At 56.2% G+C, this 16,383-nt stretch carries 15 protein-coding genes; 8 read left to right on the top strand and 7 right to left on the bottom strand.

From position 1 onward, the window contains the following. The first annotated feature begins 70 nt into the window (after positions 1 to 70). Positions 71 to 1,183 (top strand): ribonuclease D, encoded by a 1,113-nt coding sequence (gene rnd / locus ACW5W8_RS02370; protein WP_498626228.1) that lies wholly within the window; start codon positions 71 to 73, stop codon positions 1,181 to 1,183. A gap of 187 nt (positions 1,184 to 1,370) precedes the next feature. Here rnd and ACW5W8_RS02375 read toward each other — a convergent pair whose 3' ends face one another. The 3 genes from ACW5W8_RS02375 to selD are packed head-to-tail and all read right to left on the bottom strand — an operon-like array spanning position 1,371 to position 4,187. Next, positions 1,371 to 2,015: an MBL fold metallo-hydrolase gene (locus ACW5W8_RS02375; RefSeq protein WP_498626229.1), complete on the bottom strand. Its 645-nt coding sequence runs from the start codon at positions 2,013 to 2,015 to the stop codon at positions 1,371 to 1,373. Between the two features lie 22 nt (positions 2,016 to 2,037). After that, positions 2,038 to 3,153: a tRNA 2-selenouridine(34) synthase MnmH gene (gene mnmH / locus ACW5W8_RS02380; RefSeq protein WP_498626230.1), complete on the bottom strand. Its 1,116-nt coding sequence runs from the start codon at positions 3,151 to 3,153 to the stop codon at positions 2,038 to 2,040. After that, positions 3,150 to 4,187: a selenide, water dikinase SelD gene (selD, locus tag ACW5W8_RS02385; protein WP_498626231.1), complete on the bottom strand. Its 1,038-nt coding sequence runs from the start codon at positions 4,185 to 4,187 to the stop codon at positions 3,150 to 3,152. Before selD ends, mnmH begins: the two co-directional genes overlap by 4 nt. Before the next feature lie 375 nt (positions 4,188 to 4,562). Here selD and ACW5W8_RS02390 point away from each other — a divergent pair, with 375 nt between their 5' ends. The 4 genes from ACW5W8_RS02390 to ACW5W8_RS02405 all read left to right on the top strand — a co-directional run bounded on the left by ACW5W8_RS02390 (position 4,563) and on the right by ACW5W8_RS02405 (position 7,354). Beyond that, entirely contained in the window at positions 4,563 to 5,192 is a 630-nt protein-coding gene (locus tag ACW5W8_RS02390; protein WP_498626232.1) for a nucleoid-associated protein, read from the top strand. Then, a complete protein-coding gene (locus ACW5W8_RS02395; RefSeq protein ID WP_498626308.1) occupies positions 5,189 to 5,692 on the top strand; it encodes a nucleoid-associated protein in 504 nt (167 codons plus the stop codon). Before ACW5W8_RS02390 ends, ACW5W8_RS02395 begins: the two co-directional genes overlap by 4 nt. Next, entirely contained in the window at positions 5,679 to 6,428 is a 750-nt protein-coding gene (locus tag ACW5W8_RS02400; RefSeq protein ID WP_498626233.1) for a hypothetical protein, read from the top strand. Before ACW5W8_RS02395 ends, ACW5W8_RS02400 begins: the two co-directional genes overlap by 14 nt. Before the next feature lie 497 nt (positions 6,429 to 6,925). Beyond that, positions 6,926 to 7,354: a GNAT family N-acetyltransferase gene (locus tag ACW5W8_RS02405; RefSeq protein ID WP_498626234.1), complete on the top strand. Its 429-nt coding sequence runs from the start codon at positions 6,926 to 6,928 to the stop codon at positions 7,352 to 7,354. 34 nt (positions 7,355 to 7,388) lie between these two features. Here ACW5W8_RS02405 and ACW5W8_RS02410 read toward each other — a convergent pair whose 3' ends face one another. The 3 genes from ACW5W8_RS02410 to ACW5W8_RS02420 all read right to left on the bottom strand — a co-directional run bounded on the left by ACW5W8_RS02410 (position 7,389) and on the right by ACW5W8_RS02420 (position 11,663). After that, positions 7,389 to 8,573: an acyltransferase family protein gene (locus ACW5W8_RS02410; RefSeq protein ID WP_498626235.1), complete on the bottom strand. Its 1,185-nt coding sequence runs from the start codon at positions 8,571 to 8,573 to the stop codon at positions 7,389 to 7,391. A 352-nt stretch (positions 8,574 to 8,925) separates the two neighbouring features. Next, positions 8,926 to 10,119: a class I SAM-dependent methyltransferase gene (locus ACW5W8_RS02415; RefSeq protein WP_005336736.1), complete on the bottom strand. Its 1,194-nt coding sequence runs from the start codon at positions 10,117 to 10,119 to the stop codon at positions 8,926 to 8,928. Positions 10,120 to 10,232: 113 nt separating this feature from the next. Next, positions 10,233 to 11,663, bottom strand: coding sequence for a methyl-accepting chemotaxis protein (locus tag ACW5W8_RS02420; RefSeq protein ID WP_498626236.1), 1,431 nt, complete (start codon positions 11,661 to 11,663; stop codon positions 10,233 to 10,235). Between the two features lie 82 nt (positions 11,664 to 11,745). Between ACW5W8_RS02420 and ACW5W8_RS02425 the strand changes: the two genes are divergently transcribed. Beyond that, positions 11,746 to 12,018, top strand: coding sequence for an acylphosphatase (locus ACW5W8_RS02425; protein WP_498626237.1), 273 nt, complete (start codon positions 11,746 to 11,748; stop codon positions 12,016 to 12,018). 15 nt (positions 12,019 to 12,033) lie between these two features. Then, positions 12,034 to 12,900, top strand: coding sequence for a CHAD domain-containing protein (locus ACW5W8_RS02430; protein ID WP_498626238.1), 867 nt, complete (start codon positions 12,034 to 12,036; stop codon positions 12,898 to 12,900). A gap of 137 nt (positions 12,901 to 13,037) precedes the next feature. On the opposite strand, the gene metG is transcribed toward ACW5W8_RS02430, so the two are convergent. Next, positions 13,038 to 15,071, bottom strand: a complete 2,034-nt coding sequence (gene metG, locus ACW5W8_RS02435; protein WP_498626239.1) for a methionine--tRNA ligase — start codon at positions 15,069 to 15,071, stop codon at positions 13,038 to 13,040. 186 nt (positions 15,072 to 15,257) lie between these two features. Here metG and apbC point away from each other — a divergent pair, with 186 nt between their 5' ends. Further along, the gene (apbC, locus tag ACW5W8_RS02440) at positions 15,258 to 16,340 is read left to right on the top strand and encodes an iron-sulfur cluster carrier protein ApbC (RefSeq protein ID WP_498626240.1); all 1,083 of its coding nucleotides are present in this window, start codon (positions 15,258 to 15,260) and stop codon (positions 16,338 to 16,340) included. Positions 16,341 to 16,383: the final 43 nt, after the last annotated feature.

The following is a 16,383-nucleotide window of genomic DNA, read 5'->3' on the forward strand; positions in this document are numbered from 1 at the left end:
GTCGTTATGCAAAACCGTGGGTCATCCCACGGTTTTTTCTTTTTGGCCCTGATCAACCGCGCAGGCACAGATGCACTATCAACTTATCACTCAGCAAGACGAACTTGAGCAGTATCTCGCTTCTCTGGCCGACGTTCCCCTGGCTATCGATACTGAATTCGTTCGCACCCGTACCTACTACCCCCAGCTTGGCCTGTTCCAGATCTATGACGGCGAGCATCTGGCGCTGCTGGATCCGCTGACGCTGGATCTCTCAGCCCTCTGGCAGCGACTGGGCAGGGAAGGGCAGATCGCCATCCTGCACGCCTCTGGCGAAGATCTGGAGCTGATCCAGCATCAGGCCGGCCACCTGCCCAATCAGATGCACGATACCCAGCTGGCTACCGCCTTTCTCGGTTACGGCGTCTCGGTCGGTTTTGGTGCGCTGGTGAATGAATTCCTCGGGGTTGAGCTGGAAAAAGATCAGGCGCGCACCGACTGGCTGGCCCGCCCGCTTACACCACGTCAGCTCGAATACGCGGCAGCGGATGTCTTCTACCTGATGCCGCTCTACGAGAAGGTGATGGCCAAACTGCGAGAAAGCGGCAAGTTTGCCTGGTTCGAGCAGGAGTGTCAGAACCACTCTGCCCGCAAGACCCAGGGTAGCGATCCCCGTCAGGCTTATCTTGACATCGTCAACGCCTGGCAACTGGGTCGCCGCGAGCTCGCCATTCTGCGCGAGCTGGCCGCGTGGCGCCAGCAAGAGGCGGTACGCCGCGATCTGGCCCTCAACTTTGTGGTCAAAGAGCTGCACCTGTTCAAGGTGGCGGAGCGCCGTCCGACCTCCATGCGGGATCTCAACGAGTTGGGTCTCTCGCCCATCGAGATCAAGATCCACGGCAAGCGGATGCTCGATATCGTCGCCAAGGCGCAGCAGAGCGATCCTGACAGCTGGCCCGAGCCCATTCGCCGGCTGGTGGACTTTCCCCAGTACAAGGCCGAGCTCAAGCGCATCAAGGGCATGGTGGAAGAGAAGGCCAAGGCGAGCAATATTCCGCCCGAGCTGATCGCCAGCAAGAAGACCATTCACCAGTACTTCACCTGGAGCTGGCGGATGAACGACGAAGAGCGGGCCCGCAGCGACAAGCCGATGCTGCTGCAAGGGTGGCGTCATGAGCTGGTAGGGCATCTGCTGGCACAATAAGCCACCAGACGGTTGCACCTATAAATCAATCCTCACCCTCGGGTGGGGATTTTTATTGGGCGAGAAAAACAAACAGGCATGCTGAACTGGAGAACGCAGAGGGGACATGGCTGGCCGGATGGCAGGAGTCGAGAATGAAAAAGAGAGCAGAGAAGAAAAGGCAGCGGAACACCGCTGCCTTTTTTGATCACCAGATAGGCTGGGTCAGATAGGGGTTGCTCGCCTTCTCGCGGCCGAAGGTGGAGCTTGGGCCGTGGCCCGGGATAAAGACGACTTCGTCGCCCAGCGGCAGCAGGGTCTCGGTGATCGACTTGATCAGGGTAGCGTGATCGCCACGGGGGAAGTCGGTGCGGCCGATGCTGCCGGCAAACAGCACGTCGCCAACCCAGGCGAGTTTTTCGGCTTGGGAGAGCAGCACGATATGCCCCGGGGTGTGGCCGGGGCAGAAGTAGACATCCAGCTCGCACTGGCCAAGCTGCACCTTGTCACCCTGCTCCAGCCAGCGATCCGGCGTGAAGGCGGGGGTATGGGCGAAGCCGAACATCTGGCTCTGCTGGGGCAGCATGTCGAGCCAGAAGGCGTCCTCCTTGTGGGGGCCAGTAATGGCGACGCCAGTTTTTTCCCGCAGCTCGGCCGCGGCACCCACATGATCCAGATGACCGTGGGTCAGCAGGATGTGGGTCAGGGTCAGGCCGCGTTTGGCTATGACCGCCAGCAGCTTGTCCGCTTCGCCGCCCGGGTCGATCAGGGCCGCCTGATGAGTCTCGTCACACCAGATGAGGGAGCAGTTCTGGGCGAACTGGGTGACCGGGATCACCTCGAATTTCAACATAGAGTTCCTCTCTTGGGATGGGTCAGCCGCGCAGCGCGTTGGCATGCTGCTCGGCGAAATAGTCGAGGCAGGCCTGCTTGTCACCGCGAAACACGATGCGCTCCTGCTTGTTGCCAAGCTGATAGAGATACATGGGGTCGTAGTAGCGGGTTAGCAGCAAGGTGATCCAGGCCAGATGCAGCGCGGTATCGCCGCTCTTTTCCTGCTCGGTGAGGGCGGTCTGCATCAGGGCATCCAGCTCGCGGTGGGCCTGATCGCCAAGACGGCGCTTGAGGCGGGCCAGCGCATCGGTGAGGTAGGCAGCAAACAGCGGCCAACCGGCTTCCTGGCCATACATGGCTTGATAGCGCAGCCAGAGATCGTGCACGTAATCTTCGCGGATCTGCTCGGCCCGATCGATTTGCGGCACATCCACCACCACCAGCGGTGCCTGACTCATGGACTCATGGAGGGAGAGGGGCAGGCAGCAGCGGCCGATCAGCCGGCTCTCATCCTCGACCACGAAGGCGTGTTCGCCCTGATGGCGGCGCTTGAGCAGTTCGATGGCGAGGTTGTTTTCAAAGTTGATGTTGCTGGGCTGGCCGCCGGGCAGCTGACCAAAAGAGGAGCCCCTGTGATGGGCATGCCCCTCAAGATCTACCGCTTGGGACACCTGATCGAGCATGTGGGTCTTGCCAGATCCGGTCATGCCGGTCAGCACAGTCCAGTGGCACTCGACAGAGGCCTTGTCCTGGGTGTCGATCAGAAAACGGCGCAGCTCCTTGTAGCCACCGGCGACGCGGGGGCGAGTCACCCCCGCTTCAGCCAGCCACTGTTGTACGGTTTGCGAGCGCAGGCCGCCGCGAAAGCAGTAGAGCACTGCATCGGGCTGCTGGCGCAACTGCGCCAGCCAGCCTTCGAGTCGCTCGGCACGTACTGCTCCCCCCACCAGCTTGTGTCCAAGCTCAATGGCGGCGGCCTGACCCTGCTTCTTGAAGCAGGTCCCCACCTGGGCGCGCTCATCGTCTGTCATCAAGGGCAGATTGGTCGAGCAGGGGAAGGCCCCCTCCTTGAACTCGATGGGTGCGCGCACATCAATCAACGGCACATCGCCTAAAAAAATCTGGGCGTAGTCCGTGGCCAGTGGCAATTCACTCATTGGACAATCTCGATAAAGCGGGAGCCCTCAAGGGGCTTGATCTGGCCGATGGGCGAGAGCGCAAGGCCAGCTTCGCACGCGATGGCGAGCAGCTCGGCTTCGCTCTCTTTACTCACTGCGACCAGCAGGCCGCCGCTGGTTTGCGGATCACACATAATGTTGCGGGTGCGATCGTCCATGGCATCGAGCTTGTGGCCGTAGGAGTCGTGGTTGCGCAGGGTACCACCCGGTACGCAACCCTCGGCGAGGTAGTAATCCACCTCGTCCAGCAGTGGCAGCGCCTTGAAGTCGAGGCGGGCGCTGACGCCAGAGCCTTCACACATCTCCAGCAGGTGACCGGCCAGACCAAAGCCGGTGACGTCGGTCATGGCGTGGACACCCGGCAGCTCGGCAAAACGCTGACCGATCTTGTTGAGGGTGCACATGGCGTTGGGAGCTAGCTGCTCGTGTTCAGGCTTGAGCTTGCCCTTCTTCTGGGCGGTGGTGAGGATGCCGATACCGATAGGCTTGGTCAGATAGAGGGTGTCACCCACCTTGGCGGTGTCGTTCTGTTTGATGGCATCCAGAGGCACGATACCGGTGACCGCAAGGCCGAAGATGGGCTCGGGGGCATCGATACTGTGACCACCTGCGAGCGAGATACCCGCTTCATGGCACACCTGACGGCCGCCATCGATCACCTGCTGGGCTACTTCCGGCGCCAGGGTATTGATGGGCCAGCCGAGGATGGCGATGGCAACGATAGGCTTGCCGCCCATGGCGTAGATATCGCTGATGGCATTGGTGGCGGCGATGCGGCCAAAGGTGAAGGGGTCATCGACGATGGGCATGAAGAAGTCGGTGGTGGAGACAATGCCCTGACCGTTGCCGATATCGACCACGGCCGCGTCATCCTTGCTGCTGTTGCCAACGATCAGGGTCGGGTCGTTGAAGCCCGGGATCTGGCTCTTGAGGATGGTGTCGAGTACCTTGGGAGAGATTTTGCAGCCGCAGCCAGCGCCGTGGCTGTATTGGGTCAGACGAATGGAAGACATACTTACCCCTTTTATTTGCAAACAGAGCAGAGGCTCTGTGGAGCCGTCTTGGTCAATGGGCGGCCTTGTAGATTGGAAGACAAGAAGCCGCAAATATGGGTGGCCTCGGTGCCAACAGGGGCAGCGATGACTGGCAGTCATGGAGAACCGCCAGGCCGGACGGGGAAGAAAAGGGCGACAAGGTGCGCCAGCGCAGCCCCGCCAAGGGCCACAGGACGGGGCATTATGCCACATTTGCCCCTTGGGGTTCGAACAGGAATTCACATAAAAGAATTTACATTGCTTTTGCTCATCTTTTATCTATCGCTTCACCCACAAGCTTGTTGCGATAAAGTTAATGTGAATGAGGGGAGCTAATGTGTGAGGAAATTTTTCTTGAGTTACCCTACGTTTTCATTTTTTGTTACTTTAACAAGTAATGAAAGGGTTGTAATATTGATAATAATAAAACTATTACATGAAATTTTTGAGGTTAAAGTGACTAAAAATAAAGAATTGGATGCTAAACCAGTAGACATTAAGTTTGTTACTTTACATGATCTAATTAAAGGCAGTGATAGTTTTCGTGTTAAAGAGAGGGAGGAACCGTTGAAAATAACCTCTACTATTGAGAGGTTGGTTGGTCAGATATTAGATGAGTATAAAAAACGCTCTGGTAAGTCACATGGTCATTTTGAAGATAATGAGGATGAATATCCAATACAAAGATACTTGAAGCAATACTATGTGACTACCACCTTATCGTTTCAGGAAACAACTAGACAAATGATGTATAACTTATGTCATCATGTCAAAGGAACTGCTTCGACTGGTGGGCATGTTTTTTTTGCTCATATCAACAGAAGTGGCAATGACTACTTTATTGTCGCAATCATCACTGATGAGCTGGGTGCTGCGATAACAAATAATATGGAGGTTACAGATAATACATACCTTGATATTAAAGGTTTTCGTGTTGCTGGCAGAATTGATTTGTCAAGTTGGAATAGTGGTGGCTCACAATAGGCCGTGGGCAAAGAGTCGTTTCAGATTACTTTCAGAATTTTTTAGGTTGCAATAGTCGAGTTGCGGCAGCAGTAGCAACTAACGTGCTAATTGATGCAATAGAATCTTTTGTTGGAGATTTGGGTTTATCTCCAGAAGGTAAAAATGTGTTCATGAATAGAGCAAAAGATATTGGATTTAGAATGTCAAAAGACGATGTTCCTTTTGATGCCCAAGTCTTTGCAAATGAGCTTTATCCTGAAGATCCTCAGTATCTGTTGTCAGTGTTGTGTGACCCTGACTTAAAGCTAAGTGATGGTTTTATTCCTGATGCAAGATCTTTGAGGCGTTTAGTTACGTTTTATGGCAAGACTCCCTCTTGGAAGTTAGAGTTCAATAGGAGTGCGCTCACCCATGGCCTTATAAGATTCAATGACGATGAAACGCTAACAATCACAAACTTACCTGCAGAATTAAGAGATAAGCTTCGCGCAGAAACAGAAGTTGATGATGATGAGTAAAGTAACATTTCAACAACTTAAAGAAGTTTATAAAGCTCTATCATTCGATAGTGATGGCGCTAGTGGCTCTCTTTTTATTGAGTCGGAAGCTTTAAAAGCTTCCATTAAAAATCTTCTTCTAAGTGAAGATAATGTAAACGATTCTGGTTTAAATACAAAGCATCCTATAGATATTGACGAAATAAAAATAGGTGACTCAATTGAGTTGACTATATCGCCTCCAAGAATTGGGTTAGGGGTTCTTGCTCATAATATTGATATATTATTAGGAGTCACCAAGGCTAGGATAAAAGAACCGAGACAGTATTATATTGTGTCAGAGGATTACTATAGTGGTGATGAAAATCCTCCAGATAATATATTGGTGTATAGGTCAGTTCTGGGTTTAATTGAGCTTTTGAAAGAGTCCGCATTGTATTTAGACCAAGATAAATCTGAACTGCTCTTTTTATATGAAGGCAAGTTCTCTATACCTATACATTACTCCCAGTCTGATTTATTAGGTTTGGATTTGTTTTATCTTGATAAAATAAAAGAAAGCTTTACCCATGACTTGCACCGAGAACAAAAACTTGCAATATTTTCTACCTGTATCATAGAGATGACTAAGGGTGTTGATCTTCTGGAACGATTCAATTATATGTTATCTCACCTTGGAGACTTATATAATAAATTATCAGAAGGGTATTCCATTTTTAGTTCTGATTTTTCCTATAAAAAATACGTGATGAGATAGATGCAGCTAAAGTAGACTTTACTCAGAAAATACATAAAGCACTAACCGATATTCAAAATCAAGTTTTAGGTATACCTATAGCAACAGTTATATCTACAACACAGATGAAGTCATCTCAGTCCTTCGTTGAGTATAATTTTATTATCAATACATCTATTCTTATAGGTAGCTTTATTTTTGCAATAATGGTTTGGTTTCTTGTTCGGAATCAAATAATGACTCTAAATGTCTTAAAAAAAGATGTGGAAAATCAACGCAAAGCAGTGGACATGAAATTCAAATCATTATCTAGTAAATTTAATTTAGATTTTGATGAAATAGACGAACGTCTTTTTTCTCAGATTAGAGTTATGTCAATAATTAAGTTTTTCATAATCATCGGTATGATATTTACTATTGTAAGTTATTTCTATCTCATACCAAGCTTAAGTGAGCCCCCTCCAATCAATAATTATATTTCCATACCATATGCAACTTAATAATAAGGTTGTTTATATATGACAATTAGCTACTTCGCTAATAAAAAAGTGACTGTTTTACAGTTTGCGGAGTTGTTGGCGCAGACCTCGTTGGGGGCAAGACGGCCGCTGGACCATCCGGCCATCCTGCAGGGCATGCTGGATAACGCCAATTTGCTGGTCACCGCCTGGCAGGGCGAGACCTTGGTCGGTGTGGCCCGTTCAGTGACCGATTTTCATTTTTGCTGCTACCTCTCTGATCTGGCGGTGGCCGAGTCGGTGCAGGGGCAGGGGATTGGCAAAGCCCTTATTCGCGAGACGTTTTTGCAATTGCAGCCCGGCTGCAAGCTGATCCTGCTGGCCGCGCCGCAGGCGGTGGCGTACTACCCCAAGCTCGGATTTAGCCAGCACCCGAGCGCCTGGGTGATGAGCAGTCTGGATGAACTGGTACTGGATGAGTTGGCATAAAACCGTCAACTCATCCAGGCAGGGCGAGATTAACTTATCCGGCCCGCTCCAGCGCCGGTTGCCGTGACTTGCCCCAGCGGCGCAGGCGGCGTTGCAGTGGTCGCTCCAGCAGGTTGTAGCTCAGCGCCGAGAGCCCGATCAGCACCGCCAGCATCAGCAAGGTGGCCACTACCCCCAACAGCGGGTTGGTCTGGCCATACCACCACTCGGTGAGCCCCGGCGCCAGATAGTGGATGAGCTCGCAGCCGGTGAGCAGTACCAGCGCATGGAGCAGGTAGATGGAGTAGGAGAGATCCCCCAGCCAGTTGGTGAAGCGGTTATCCAAAAGGCGCAGCAGCGGGCTTTGGCGATCGCCCTGGCAGGCGGCAATCCAGATCAGCAGCACGTAGGAGCCGATCAGCAGCAGTGTCAGCTGTGGCGTCATGGTGAACTGCATCAGCGCGAAGGGCAGCACAAAGGCGATCAAGAGCGGCAGATCCCGCTTCATCATGGGGAAGTTTTTCGCAGCCTTGACCCTCGGCAGCAGCCAGAGGCCGAGCACAAATTCACTCACCCCGCGCCCCACCGCCAGCGCGCCGCTGGTGACATCCAGGGTGCCGCGACTGTGCACGATAAAGGCCAGCACCGTCAGTGCCAGCAGGGGGGCGAGATGGCTCCAGCGACTGCGGGTCACCGCCAGCGGAATCAGCAGCGGGAACAGCAGGTAACTGATCCACTCCACGCTGAGGGACCAGGCGGCGAAGTTCCAGGTCAGCCCGTGATCGGTCACCACCTGCAGCAGCAGGAAGGCGCTCGGCAGTGCCTCGGCCGGGGTGAAGGGGGAACCGAAGGGGGGCATCCCTTCCCACTCCCACATCTTGAACAAGGGGCCTGCATAGAAGCCCACCCCGTGCTGCGCTTTGTAAAGCTCCCAGCCGACCAGCAGCAGCAGGGTTACCAGGTAGAGGGGGTAGACGCGGGTCAGCCGCAACCAGAGAAAGCGGCCATAGCCTACGGTGCGTGGCGTGCGGGTGAAGGCCTCGCCATAGACATGGGCCAGTACCACGCCGCTCAAAATAAAGAACAGGTCGACCCAGAGGTAGCCATTCTCGATGAGCTGGGAGTGGCCTGCGATCGACTCCATCCACTGGGGAAAGAGCAGCAAGCGGGCATGGAACAGCACCACCATCAGGGCAGCGATACCCCGCAGCGGCGTTAACAGCGGCAATGATTGATTCATAACGGGATCCCTTGTGATGTTCAGCTTGGCCTGACATCGATTTTTGTTGTTGTACCGTCCATCAATCCTGATGGGACGGTTGCCTAGGCTTGGCTGCCGCAGGCGGGATCACACTACGGAAAAGAGAGCCATACGGGTGTGATTTAAATCATGAATGTGCAGTTATTGTGCAAAAAAATTTAAACAGATAAAACATGGATGCTGGCAGGGAAAGAGGGGGAGAGAGAACACCCATAAAGCAGAGAGGGGCGCGTCATCGGGGCGAGCGTCAGGCTCAGGCCTATAGGGCGCGACGCAAAACAATCAGGCCCGCAAGGGGCCTGATTGATCACAAGGGGAGGGTGGTTGCCGATCAGCGGGCGCGTACCACCAGGCCCTTGAGGTAGAAGCCTTCCGGATAGGCGGTACCGATGGGGTGATCGGAGGCCTGGGAGAGCAGCTCCAGGATCTGGGCATCGCGACCGGCATCGAGCGCTGCATCGGCGACGATCTTCTGGAACAGGCTCTGTTCCATCAGGCCGGAGCAGGAGTAGGTCAACAGCACGCCACCCGGCGCCAGCAGCTGGAACGCCAACATGTTGATGTCCTTGTAGCCACGGCAGGCACCCAGCAGCTGGGCCTTGCTCTCGGCGAACTTGGGTGGATCCAGCACGATGACATCGAACTTCTCGCCCTTCTCGCGATATTCCCGCAGCAGCTTGAACACGTCGTGACGGACAAACTGGGTGTTGCTGGTATCCAGCCCGTTCAGCTCGGCATTCTGGCGGGCAATATCCAGCGCATTCTGGGAGAGATCGACGTTGACCACTTCCTTGGCGCCGCCCTTGAGGGCATAGACGCCAAAACCACCGGTGTAGCAGAAGCAGTTAAGCACCCGCTTGCCTTCGGTGTACTTGGCGGCAGCCTGACGGTTGTCCCGCTGATCCAGATAGAAACCGGTTTTGTGGCCGTTGCGAATATCCACCAGGATCTTGACGCCGCCATTCTCCTCGATGACGACCGGCTCGTTCGGGGTCTCGCCATAGATAACGCCGGTGCGCTCTTTCAGCCCTTCCTTCTTGCGTACCGCCACGTCGGAGCGCTCATAGATGCTGCATTCTGGGTAGAGGGTACGCAGTGCTTGCGTTATCAGCTCACGCTGGAACTCGGCACCGGCAGAGAGGATCTGGCACACCAGAAAATCGGCATAACGGTCGATGGTCAGACCCGGCAGGCCGTCGGATTCGGCGGCGCAGAGGCGATAGCCGGTGAGGCCCTGACGCTTGATCAGCGGATCGCGAGACTCCTGCGCATATTTGAGACGACGAATAAAGAAGTCGAGATCGACGGTTTCATCCTTGTCGAAGGTCCAGACCCGGGCACGGATCTGGGAGCTGCCTGACCAGGCGCCACGGGCGAGCCACTTGCCATCGTTGGCATAGATCTCGACGGTATCGCCGTCAATGGGGTTGCCCTGAACCCGCTCAATCCCCTTGGAGAAGATCCAGGGGTGGCGACGCAGCAGGGATTTTTCGCGGCCTTTGACGAGATAGATGGAAGCGCTCATGGATGTTTGCCGATGGTAGAAAGAAAAGGGGCCACATTCTATGTGGCCCGCAGGTAAAACTCAAACAACCCTGTGTAATGGATGGGGCTGCCCTGATCTGACACCTCATACGGTCAGAGCTTAATCCCCTTGAGTGCCCGGGTCAGCTCGCTGGCGGTGGCTTTCAGCCCCTGCGTGCCAGCCACCGAGGCGCTTGCAGACTCCTCCACCTGCGCCGCCTCATGGCGCACTTGATCGAGATTGTGGGTGATCTCGGCGGCCACCGAGCTCTGCTCCTCGCTGGAAGTGGCGATCTGGGTACTCATCTCCAACACCGCATCGCTGTGGTTGCTCAGCTTCTCGATATCGAGCCCCACCTCGCTGATGAGTTGCTGGCTGCTGGCGGCGCGACCCACGGTTTTCTCCATGATGTCGTTCAGGGCGCCGGTGCCGGCTTGCAGCTCTTCGATCATCTTCTGGATTTCGACCGTTGCCTGCTGGGTACGGCTGGCGAGGGTACGCACCTCATCCGCTACCACTGCAAAGCCGCGACCCTGCTCACCGGCCCGTGCCGCTTCGATGGCGGCGTTAAGGGCCAGCAAGTTGGTCTGCTGGGAGATGGCGTTGATGACGTTGACCACCTCGTTGATCCGGTTGGCGTTGTGGGTCAGACGCTCGACCGCGCCGGAGGCGTTGCCAATCTCGTCGGCCAGGGTACGGATCGCCTCTATGGTACGGGCTACCCGGTGGGCACCATTGGCCGCCTCTTCGCTCGACTGGCGGGTCTGCTGCAGGGTGTCGTTGGCATTGCGTGCTACTTCGTGGATCGCTGCCGACATCTGTTCCATGGCGGTGGCCAGTGAATCCATGTGCTGGCGCTGGGAACGCGCCATGCTCTCGCCTTCGCGGGCATGGTCACGAAACTCGTCGGCGGCCATGGTCAGCGCTTCGGCAGACTCCTCCACCAGTTTGACGATCTGGTGCTGGCGGTCGGTAAATCGGTCAATGCTGCCCGCCAGGGTGGAGAACTCGTCCCGCACCGGGAAGAAGTTGAGACGGAAGGTGAGATCCCCGTCCGCCACGGTTTGCAGCGCCTTGTTGGTGGAGTAGAGCGCACCGGAGACAAAGGTCATCATGTAGTGGATCACCAGCGCCATCAGGGCGGCCAGCGCGCCGATCAGGAGCAGGGTCGAGCCCTGACCCTCCCACATGGAGAGGTTGCTCGTGTCGAGATCACCGGTGACGTAGCCCGCCTGACCCGCTGGTGCGGTAAAGAGGTAGTGCTCCCCTTGCTGCTGCAACCCGCTGCTGCCTTGCCGGGTCAGGCGCAGATCAGCAGGCAATACCAGAGTGGGCTGCTGGCTGACCAGCTGCGCCGTGGTTTCGACCTGTTGCTGCAACTGCGCTACCCGCAGGGAGATCTCCTGCTGATGGCTGGCCGCCAGCATATACCAGCTGAGAAAGGCGATGATGAAGAGAGGTAACCAGAACGCGATATGGAATTTTTCACTGATGGTGAGGTGAATGAGATAGCGGTCAACCCACCGGAATTTAACTTCTTTCATAATGGAGCTGCATCCTGCAGAGATAGAGTGTCGGGCACATTATCGTCTCGGGAAATTTTTTCTTAAGCGGAAGGTGTGAGAAATGGGAGAGCAATCGTTTGTCATTCGGGTGTGGGGGCAGGTGCAGGGGGTGGGATTTCGCTATTTCACCCGTGAGCGGGCGCTGCAACTGGGTTTGCGGGGCCATGCCTACAACCTGGAGGATGGCTCGGTGGAGATCCTCATCAGCGGCCCTGCGCAGGGTGTGCAGATGATGCTGGGTTGGTTGGAGCATGGCCCGCGCACCGCTCGGGTGACCCGGATGGAGTATGGAGAGGCGCTGCCGCCCACCGGTCAGGGCTTTCACACCAACTGAAGGTGCGGGGACGAGATGGACGCTGACAAGGAAGGTCTGTTGCTGACTCAGGCAACAAGCTGGGTCGCCCGTTATCAGGAGGCGGCGCGGGCGGTGCGCGAAGAGGCCAGTGAACCGGCCGTGCATGGCTACCGTATCGCAGCGCGCCGCTTGCTGGCGCTGCTCGCCCTGTGGCGGCCACTCACCTATCATCCCGAGCTGGAGCGGCGTCTGCTGCGCTCGGTCGGGCGGCTTTCGGCGCTGCGGGATGCGCAGGTCTACGCCGAGCGTTTTGGCAAGCCGCCTGCCAGCACGGGCAATACTCACAAATCTGCCTGTCGCGTACCCCTGTTGTCACGGCGACTGGCCCGCTGGCTCGCGGCGGTGGTGCAGGTGCAGAATACGCGGGCATTGGCGTTCCTCTATCAGCAGCATCTGGCCCTGTGCCTTGATGAGGCGCAGAGCGCTCTCGATGAACCTATTCCCTGCGTTGGGAAATCTGCCAGCTCCCGTCAGCAACAGTTGCGCCGCTGGCATCGACTGCGCCTCGAGATCAAGCAGGCCCGTTATGGCGTGGAACTGTTGCTGGATCTGGGGAGTGGGGATCCCGGTTGGTTGAGCACTCTGACTCACTGGCAGGAGCGACTCGGCCAGTTGCAGGATTGGCGTCAATGGCGGCGGGCGTTGCGAGCAGAGAAGGGACGCACCCACAAGCAGACGAAACTGCGGCCGCAGTTGAAGGGAAAGATCACCGCCCGATTGCGTCAACTGGACTGCCAGCAGGCGGAGCTGGTGGCGCTCAAACTGGCGATGCAGGCAGGCCACAACATGAATGACATGCCAAGTCGGGTGATCAGGTATTCAGAACAAAATATATCGCCCGCCAAGTCAAGCGGTGGATAGCCCCGAGACCGCAATCTGCGGCAGCTATCCACGACCAGCATCTACAAAAATTCTCCAAGCCACAAATGCGAGACATAAAAAGAGAGGCCGTTTGGCCTCTCTTCTCTATCTGGCTGTGGTCGCAGTCAGCGATACGCTTACTTGACGCGCATGCCAGGCTGGGCACCTTCTTGCGGCTCCAGGATCCAGAGGTCCTTGCCGCCAGGGCCTGCGGCCAGCACCATGCCTTCGGACATGCCGAAACGCATTTTGCGTGGCGCCAGGTTGGCCACCATCACGGTCAGCTTGCCTTCCAGATCTTCCGGGTTGTAGGCGGACTTGATGCCGGCAAACACCTGACGGGTTTCGCCGCCAATATCCAGTTGCAGCTTGAGCAGCTTCTCAGCTTCCGGTACCGCTTCGGCCTTCTTGATTAGCGCGACGCGCAGGTCAATCTTGGCAAAGTCGTCATAGCTGATGGTCTCGCTGATGGGATCGTCTGCCAACGGGCCGGTCACTTTCGGTGCCTGCTCCTTGGCCAAATCTTCCTTGGATGCCTCGATCATGGCTTCAATTTTGGCCGGCTCAATGCGGGAGAAGAGGGCCTTGAACGGTGCAACGGTGTGATCGACCAGCGGCATCTCGATGCCATCCCAGCTGAGGGTTTCGGCCAGGAAGGCTTCGGCACGTTCGGCCAGCAGCGGCATCACCGGCTTGAGGTAAGCCATCAGCACGCGGAACAGGTTGATACCGACGGAGCAGACTTCCTGCAATTGGACGTCAGCCCCTTCCTGCTTGGCGATGACCCAGGGGGCCTTGTCATCCACGTAGCGGTTGGCTTTGTCGGCCAGCGCCATGATTTCGCGGATGGCGCGGCTGAATTCGCGTGCCTCATAGGCTTCGGCGATGGTGGTGCGGGCGTTGGCGAATTCGGCGTAGAGCTCTGGCTCGGCGCAGGTGGCCGCCAGCTTGCCGTCGAAACGCTTGGCGATAAAGCCGGCGTTGCGGGAGGCAAGGTTGACCAGCTTGTTGACCACGTCGGCGTTGACGCGAGCCACGAAGTCATCGAGGTTCAGGTCCAGATCGTCGATGCGGCTGTTGAGCTTGGCGGCATAGTAGTAACGCAGGCACTCCGGATCCAGGTGGTTCAGGTAGGTGGATGCCTTGATGAAGGTGCCCTTGGACTTGGACATCTTGGCGCCGTTGACGGTCACATAGCCGTGTACGTTGACCTTGGTCGGCTTGCGGAAGTTGGCCCCTTCCAGCATGGATGGCCAGAACAGGCAGTGGAAGTAGGCGATATCTTTACCGATGAAGTGGTAAAGCTCGGCGCTGGAGTCTTTGCTCCAGTAGCTGTCAAAGTCGATGTCGCCGCGCTTGTCGCACAGGTTCTTGAAGGAGGCCATGTAGCCGATGGGGGCATCAAGCCAGACGTAGAAGAACTTGCCCGGGGCGCCGGGGATTTCGAAACCGAAATAGGGAGCGTCACGGGTGATGTCCCACTGCTGCAGGCCGCTCTCGAACCATTCCTGCATCTTGTTGGCCATCTCTTCCTGAATGGCGCCGGAGCCGCGCACCCACTCTGAGAGCCATTTTTCAAATTGCGGCAAATCGAAGAAGAAGTGCTCGGAGTCCTTCATCACCGGTGTGGCGCCGGAAACTGCGGATTTCGGGTCAATCAGCTCGGTCGGGCTGTAGGTGGCGCCGCAGCTGTCGCAGTTGTCACCGTACTGCTCCGGTGATTTGCACTTGGGGCAGGTGCCTTTGACAAAGCGGTCCGGCAGGAACATCGATTTTTCCGGATCGAACAGCTGGGAGATGGTGCGGCTCTTGATAAAACCACCATTTTTCAAACGGCCGTAGATCAGCTCCGCCAGCTCGCGGTTCTCGTCGCTGTGGGTGGAGTGATAGTTGTCAAAGCTGATATTGAAACCGGCGAAATCAGTCTGGTGCTCTTTGGAAACGGCCGCAATCATCTCTTCCGGGGTGATCCCCATCTGTTGCGCTTTGAGCATGATCGGGGTGCCGTGGGCATCATCGGCACAGATGAAGTGAACCTGATGACCGCGCATTCGCTGATAACGAACCCAGATATCGGCCTGGATATGTTCCAGCATGTGGCCAAGATGGATGGAGCCATTGGCATAGGGGAGGGCGCAGGTTACCAGCATTTTACGAGGATCAGTTGCCATATTACGTTCTTGATGTGCTTGTTGGGATGATAGAGTGCCGTGCATGTTACCCGAATTGGGGGTAGCCTGCCTAGGGTTGTGGCTGTGCCAACCTTGGCAGCACCTGCTGTTACGATGGCAGGCAAGCCACTGATTTGTGTGCGGTAACCGTTCACCTCAAGATAAAGACAAGATAATGAGGAGTTAATGGTGATTGATTCAGTAAAACAGATCCTCGCCGAATTTAAGCCAGCAGGCTGGCACAAGGATCTGGTGGATGCCGGGTTCGTTCGCGAGATCATCAATCAGGGTCAGGGGCTCACTATCCGGCTGGTATTGCCGTTTGCCGGTCTCTCGTTGCTCGATCAGCTCAAAGAGAACTACGATGCCAGGCTGCGCAGCGCCATCGGCGCCGCCCGTATCGACTGGGCACTGGAGATTGACGTCGCCAGCATGCCGCGTGCGCAAGGGCTCAGCGCCGTGCAGGGCATTCGCAACATCATCGTGGTTGCCTCCGGCAAGGGGGGGGTGGGTAAATCCACCACCGCGGTCAACCTGGCGCTGGCCCTGCAAAAAGAGGGTGCGCGGGTCGCCATTCTCGACGCCGATATCTATGGTCCCTCCATTCCCACCATGATGGGCACCCTCAAGGAGCGCCCGGTCAGTCATGACGGCAAGCTGATGGAGCCGGTGATGGCTTGTGGCCTCAAGAGCAACAGCATCGGCTATCTGGTCTCCGAGCAGGATGCCACCATCTGGCGTGGCCCGATGGCGAGCAAGGCGCTGGCGCAGATCCTCCATGAGACCCGCTGGGGTGAAGTGGATTATCTGGTGGTGGACATGCCGCCGGGTACTGGCGACATCCAGCTCACCATGGCCCAGCAGGTGCCCACCTCGGCGGCGGTGATCGTCACCACGCCGCAAGATGTGGCGCTGGCCGATGCCCGCAAGGGGATCGCCATGTTCAACAAGGTGAATGTGCCGGTGCTCGGCATCATCGAGAACATGAGTTACCACGTCTGCAGCGCCTGCGGTCACCATGAGCCGCTGTTTGGTACCGGCGGCGGCCAGAAGATGGCAGAGCAGTATCAAGTGGCGCTGCTTGGCCAGTTGCCGTTACACATCGATATCCGCCAGCACATGGATGATGGCTGCCCGACGGTGTTCGGCGCACCGGAAGGGAGCCTGGCTCAGGCCTATTTGAAACTGGCGCGTAGGGTAGGGGCTGAACTCTTTTTCAGCGCAAAACCGATTGCGACCCCCCTCTATGCCATGGCGCTGGATGAATAATCGGCTATCGGTCACTTGAAAGGGAATTGAGGGTGGGCATGAC

The organism is Aeromonas aquatilis, assembly GCF_054052405.1.

Bases quoted from the DNA above. Each gene is read 5' to 3' on its own strand.
- ACW5W8_RS02425 (WP_498626237.1), top strand. From the start codon at position 11,746: ATGGGAGAGCAATCGTTTGTCATTCGGGTGTGGGGGCAGGTGCAGGGG.
- selD (WP_498626231.1), bottom strand. From the start codon at position 4,187: ATGTCTTCCATTCGTCTGACCCAATACAGCCACGGCGCTGGCTGCGGC.
- ACW5W8_RS02420 (WP_498626236.1), bottom strand. From the start codon at position 11,663: ATGAAAGAAGTTAAATTCCGGTGGGTTGACCGCTATCTCATTCACCTC.
- ACW5W8_RS02400 (WP_498626233.1), top strand. From the start codon at position 5,679: ATGATGATGAGTAAAGTAACATTTCAACAACTTAAAGAAGTTTATAAA.
- metG (WP_498626239.1), bottom strand. From the start codon at position 15,071: ATGGCAACTGATCCTCGTAAAATGCTGGTAACCTGCGCCCTCCCCTAT.
- apbC (WP_498626240.1), top strand. From the start codon at position 15,258: ATGGTGATTGATTCAGTAAAACAGATCCTCGCCGAATTTAAGCCAGCA.
- ACW5W8_RS02430 (WP_498626238.1), top strand. From the start codon at position 12,034: ATGGACGCTGACAAGGAAGGTCTGTTGCTGACTCAGGCAACAAGCTGG.
- ACW5W8_RS02375 (WP_498626229.1), bottom strand. From the start codon at position 2,015: ATGTTGAAATTCGAGGTGATCCCGGTCACCCAGTTCGCCCAGAACTGC.
- ACW5W8_RS02415 (WP_005336736.1), bottom strand. From the start codon at position 10,119: ATGAGCGCTTCCATCTATCTCGTCAAAGGCCGCGAAAAATCCCTGCTG.
- ACW5W8_RS02405 (WP_498626234.1), top strand. From the start codon at position 6,926: ATGACAATTAGCTACTTCGCTAATAAAAAAGTGACTGTTTTACAGTTT.
- mnmH (WP_498626230.1), bottom strand. From the start codon at position 3,153: ATGAGTGAATTGCCACTGGCCACGGACTACGCCCAGATTTTTTTAGGC.
- rnd (WP_498626228.1), top strand. From the start codon at position 71: ATGCACTATCAACTTATCACTCAGCAAGACGAACTTGAGCAGTATCTC.
- ACW5W8_RS02410 (WP_498626235.1), bottom strand. From the start codon at position 8,573: ATGAATCAATCATTGCCGCTGTTAACGCCGCTGCGGGGTATCGCTGCC.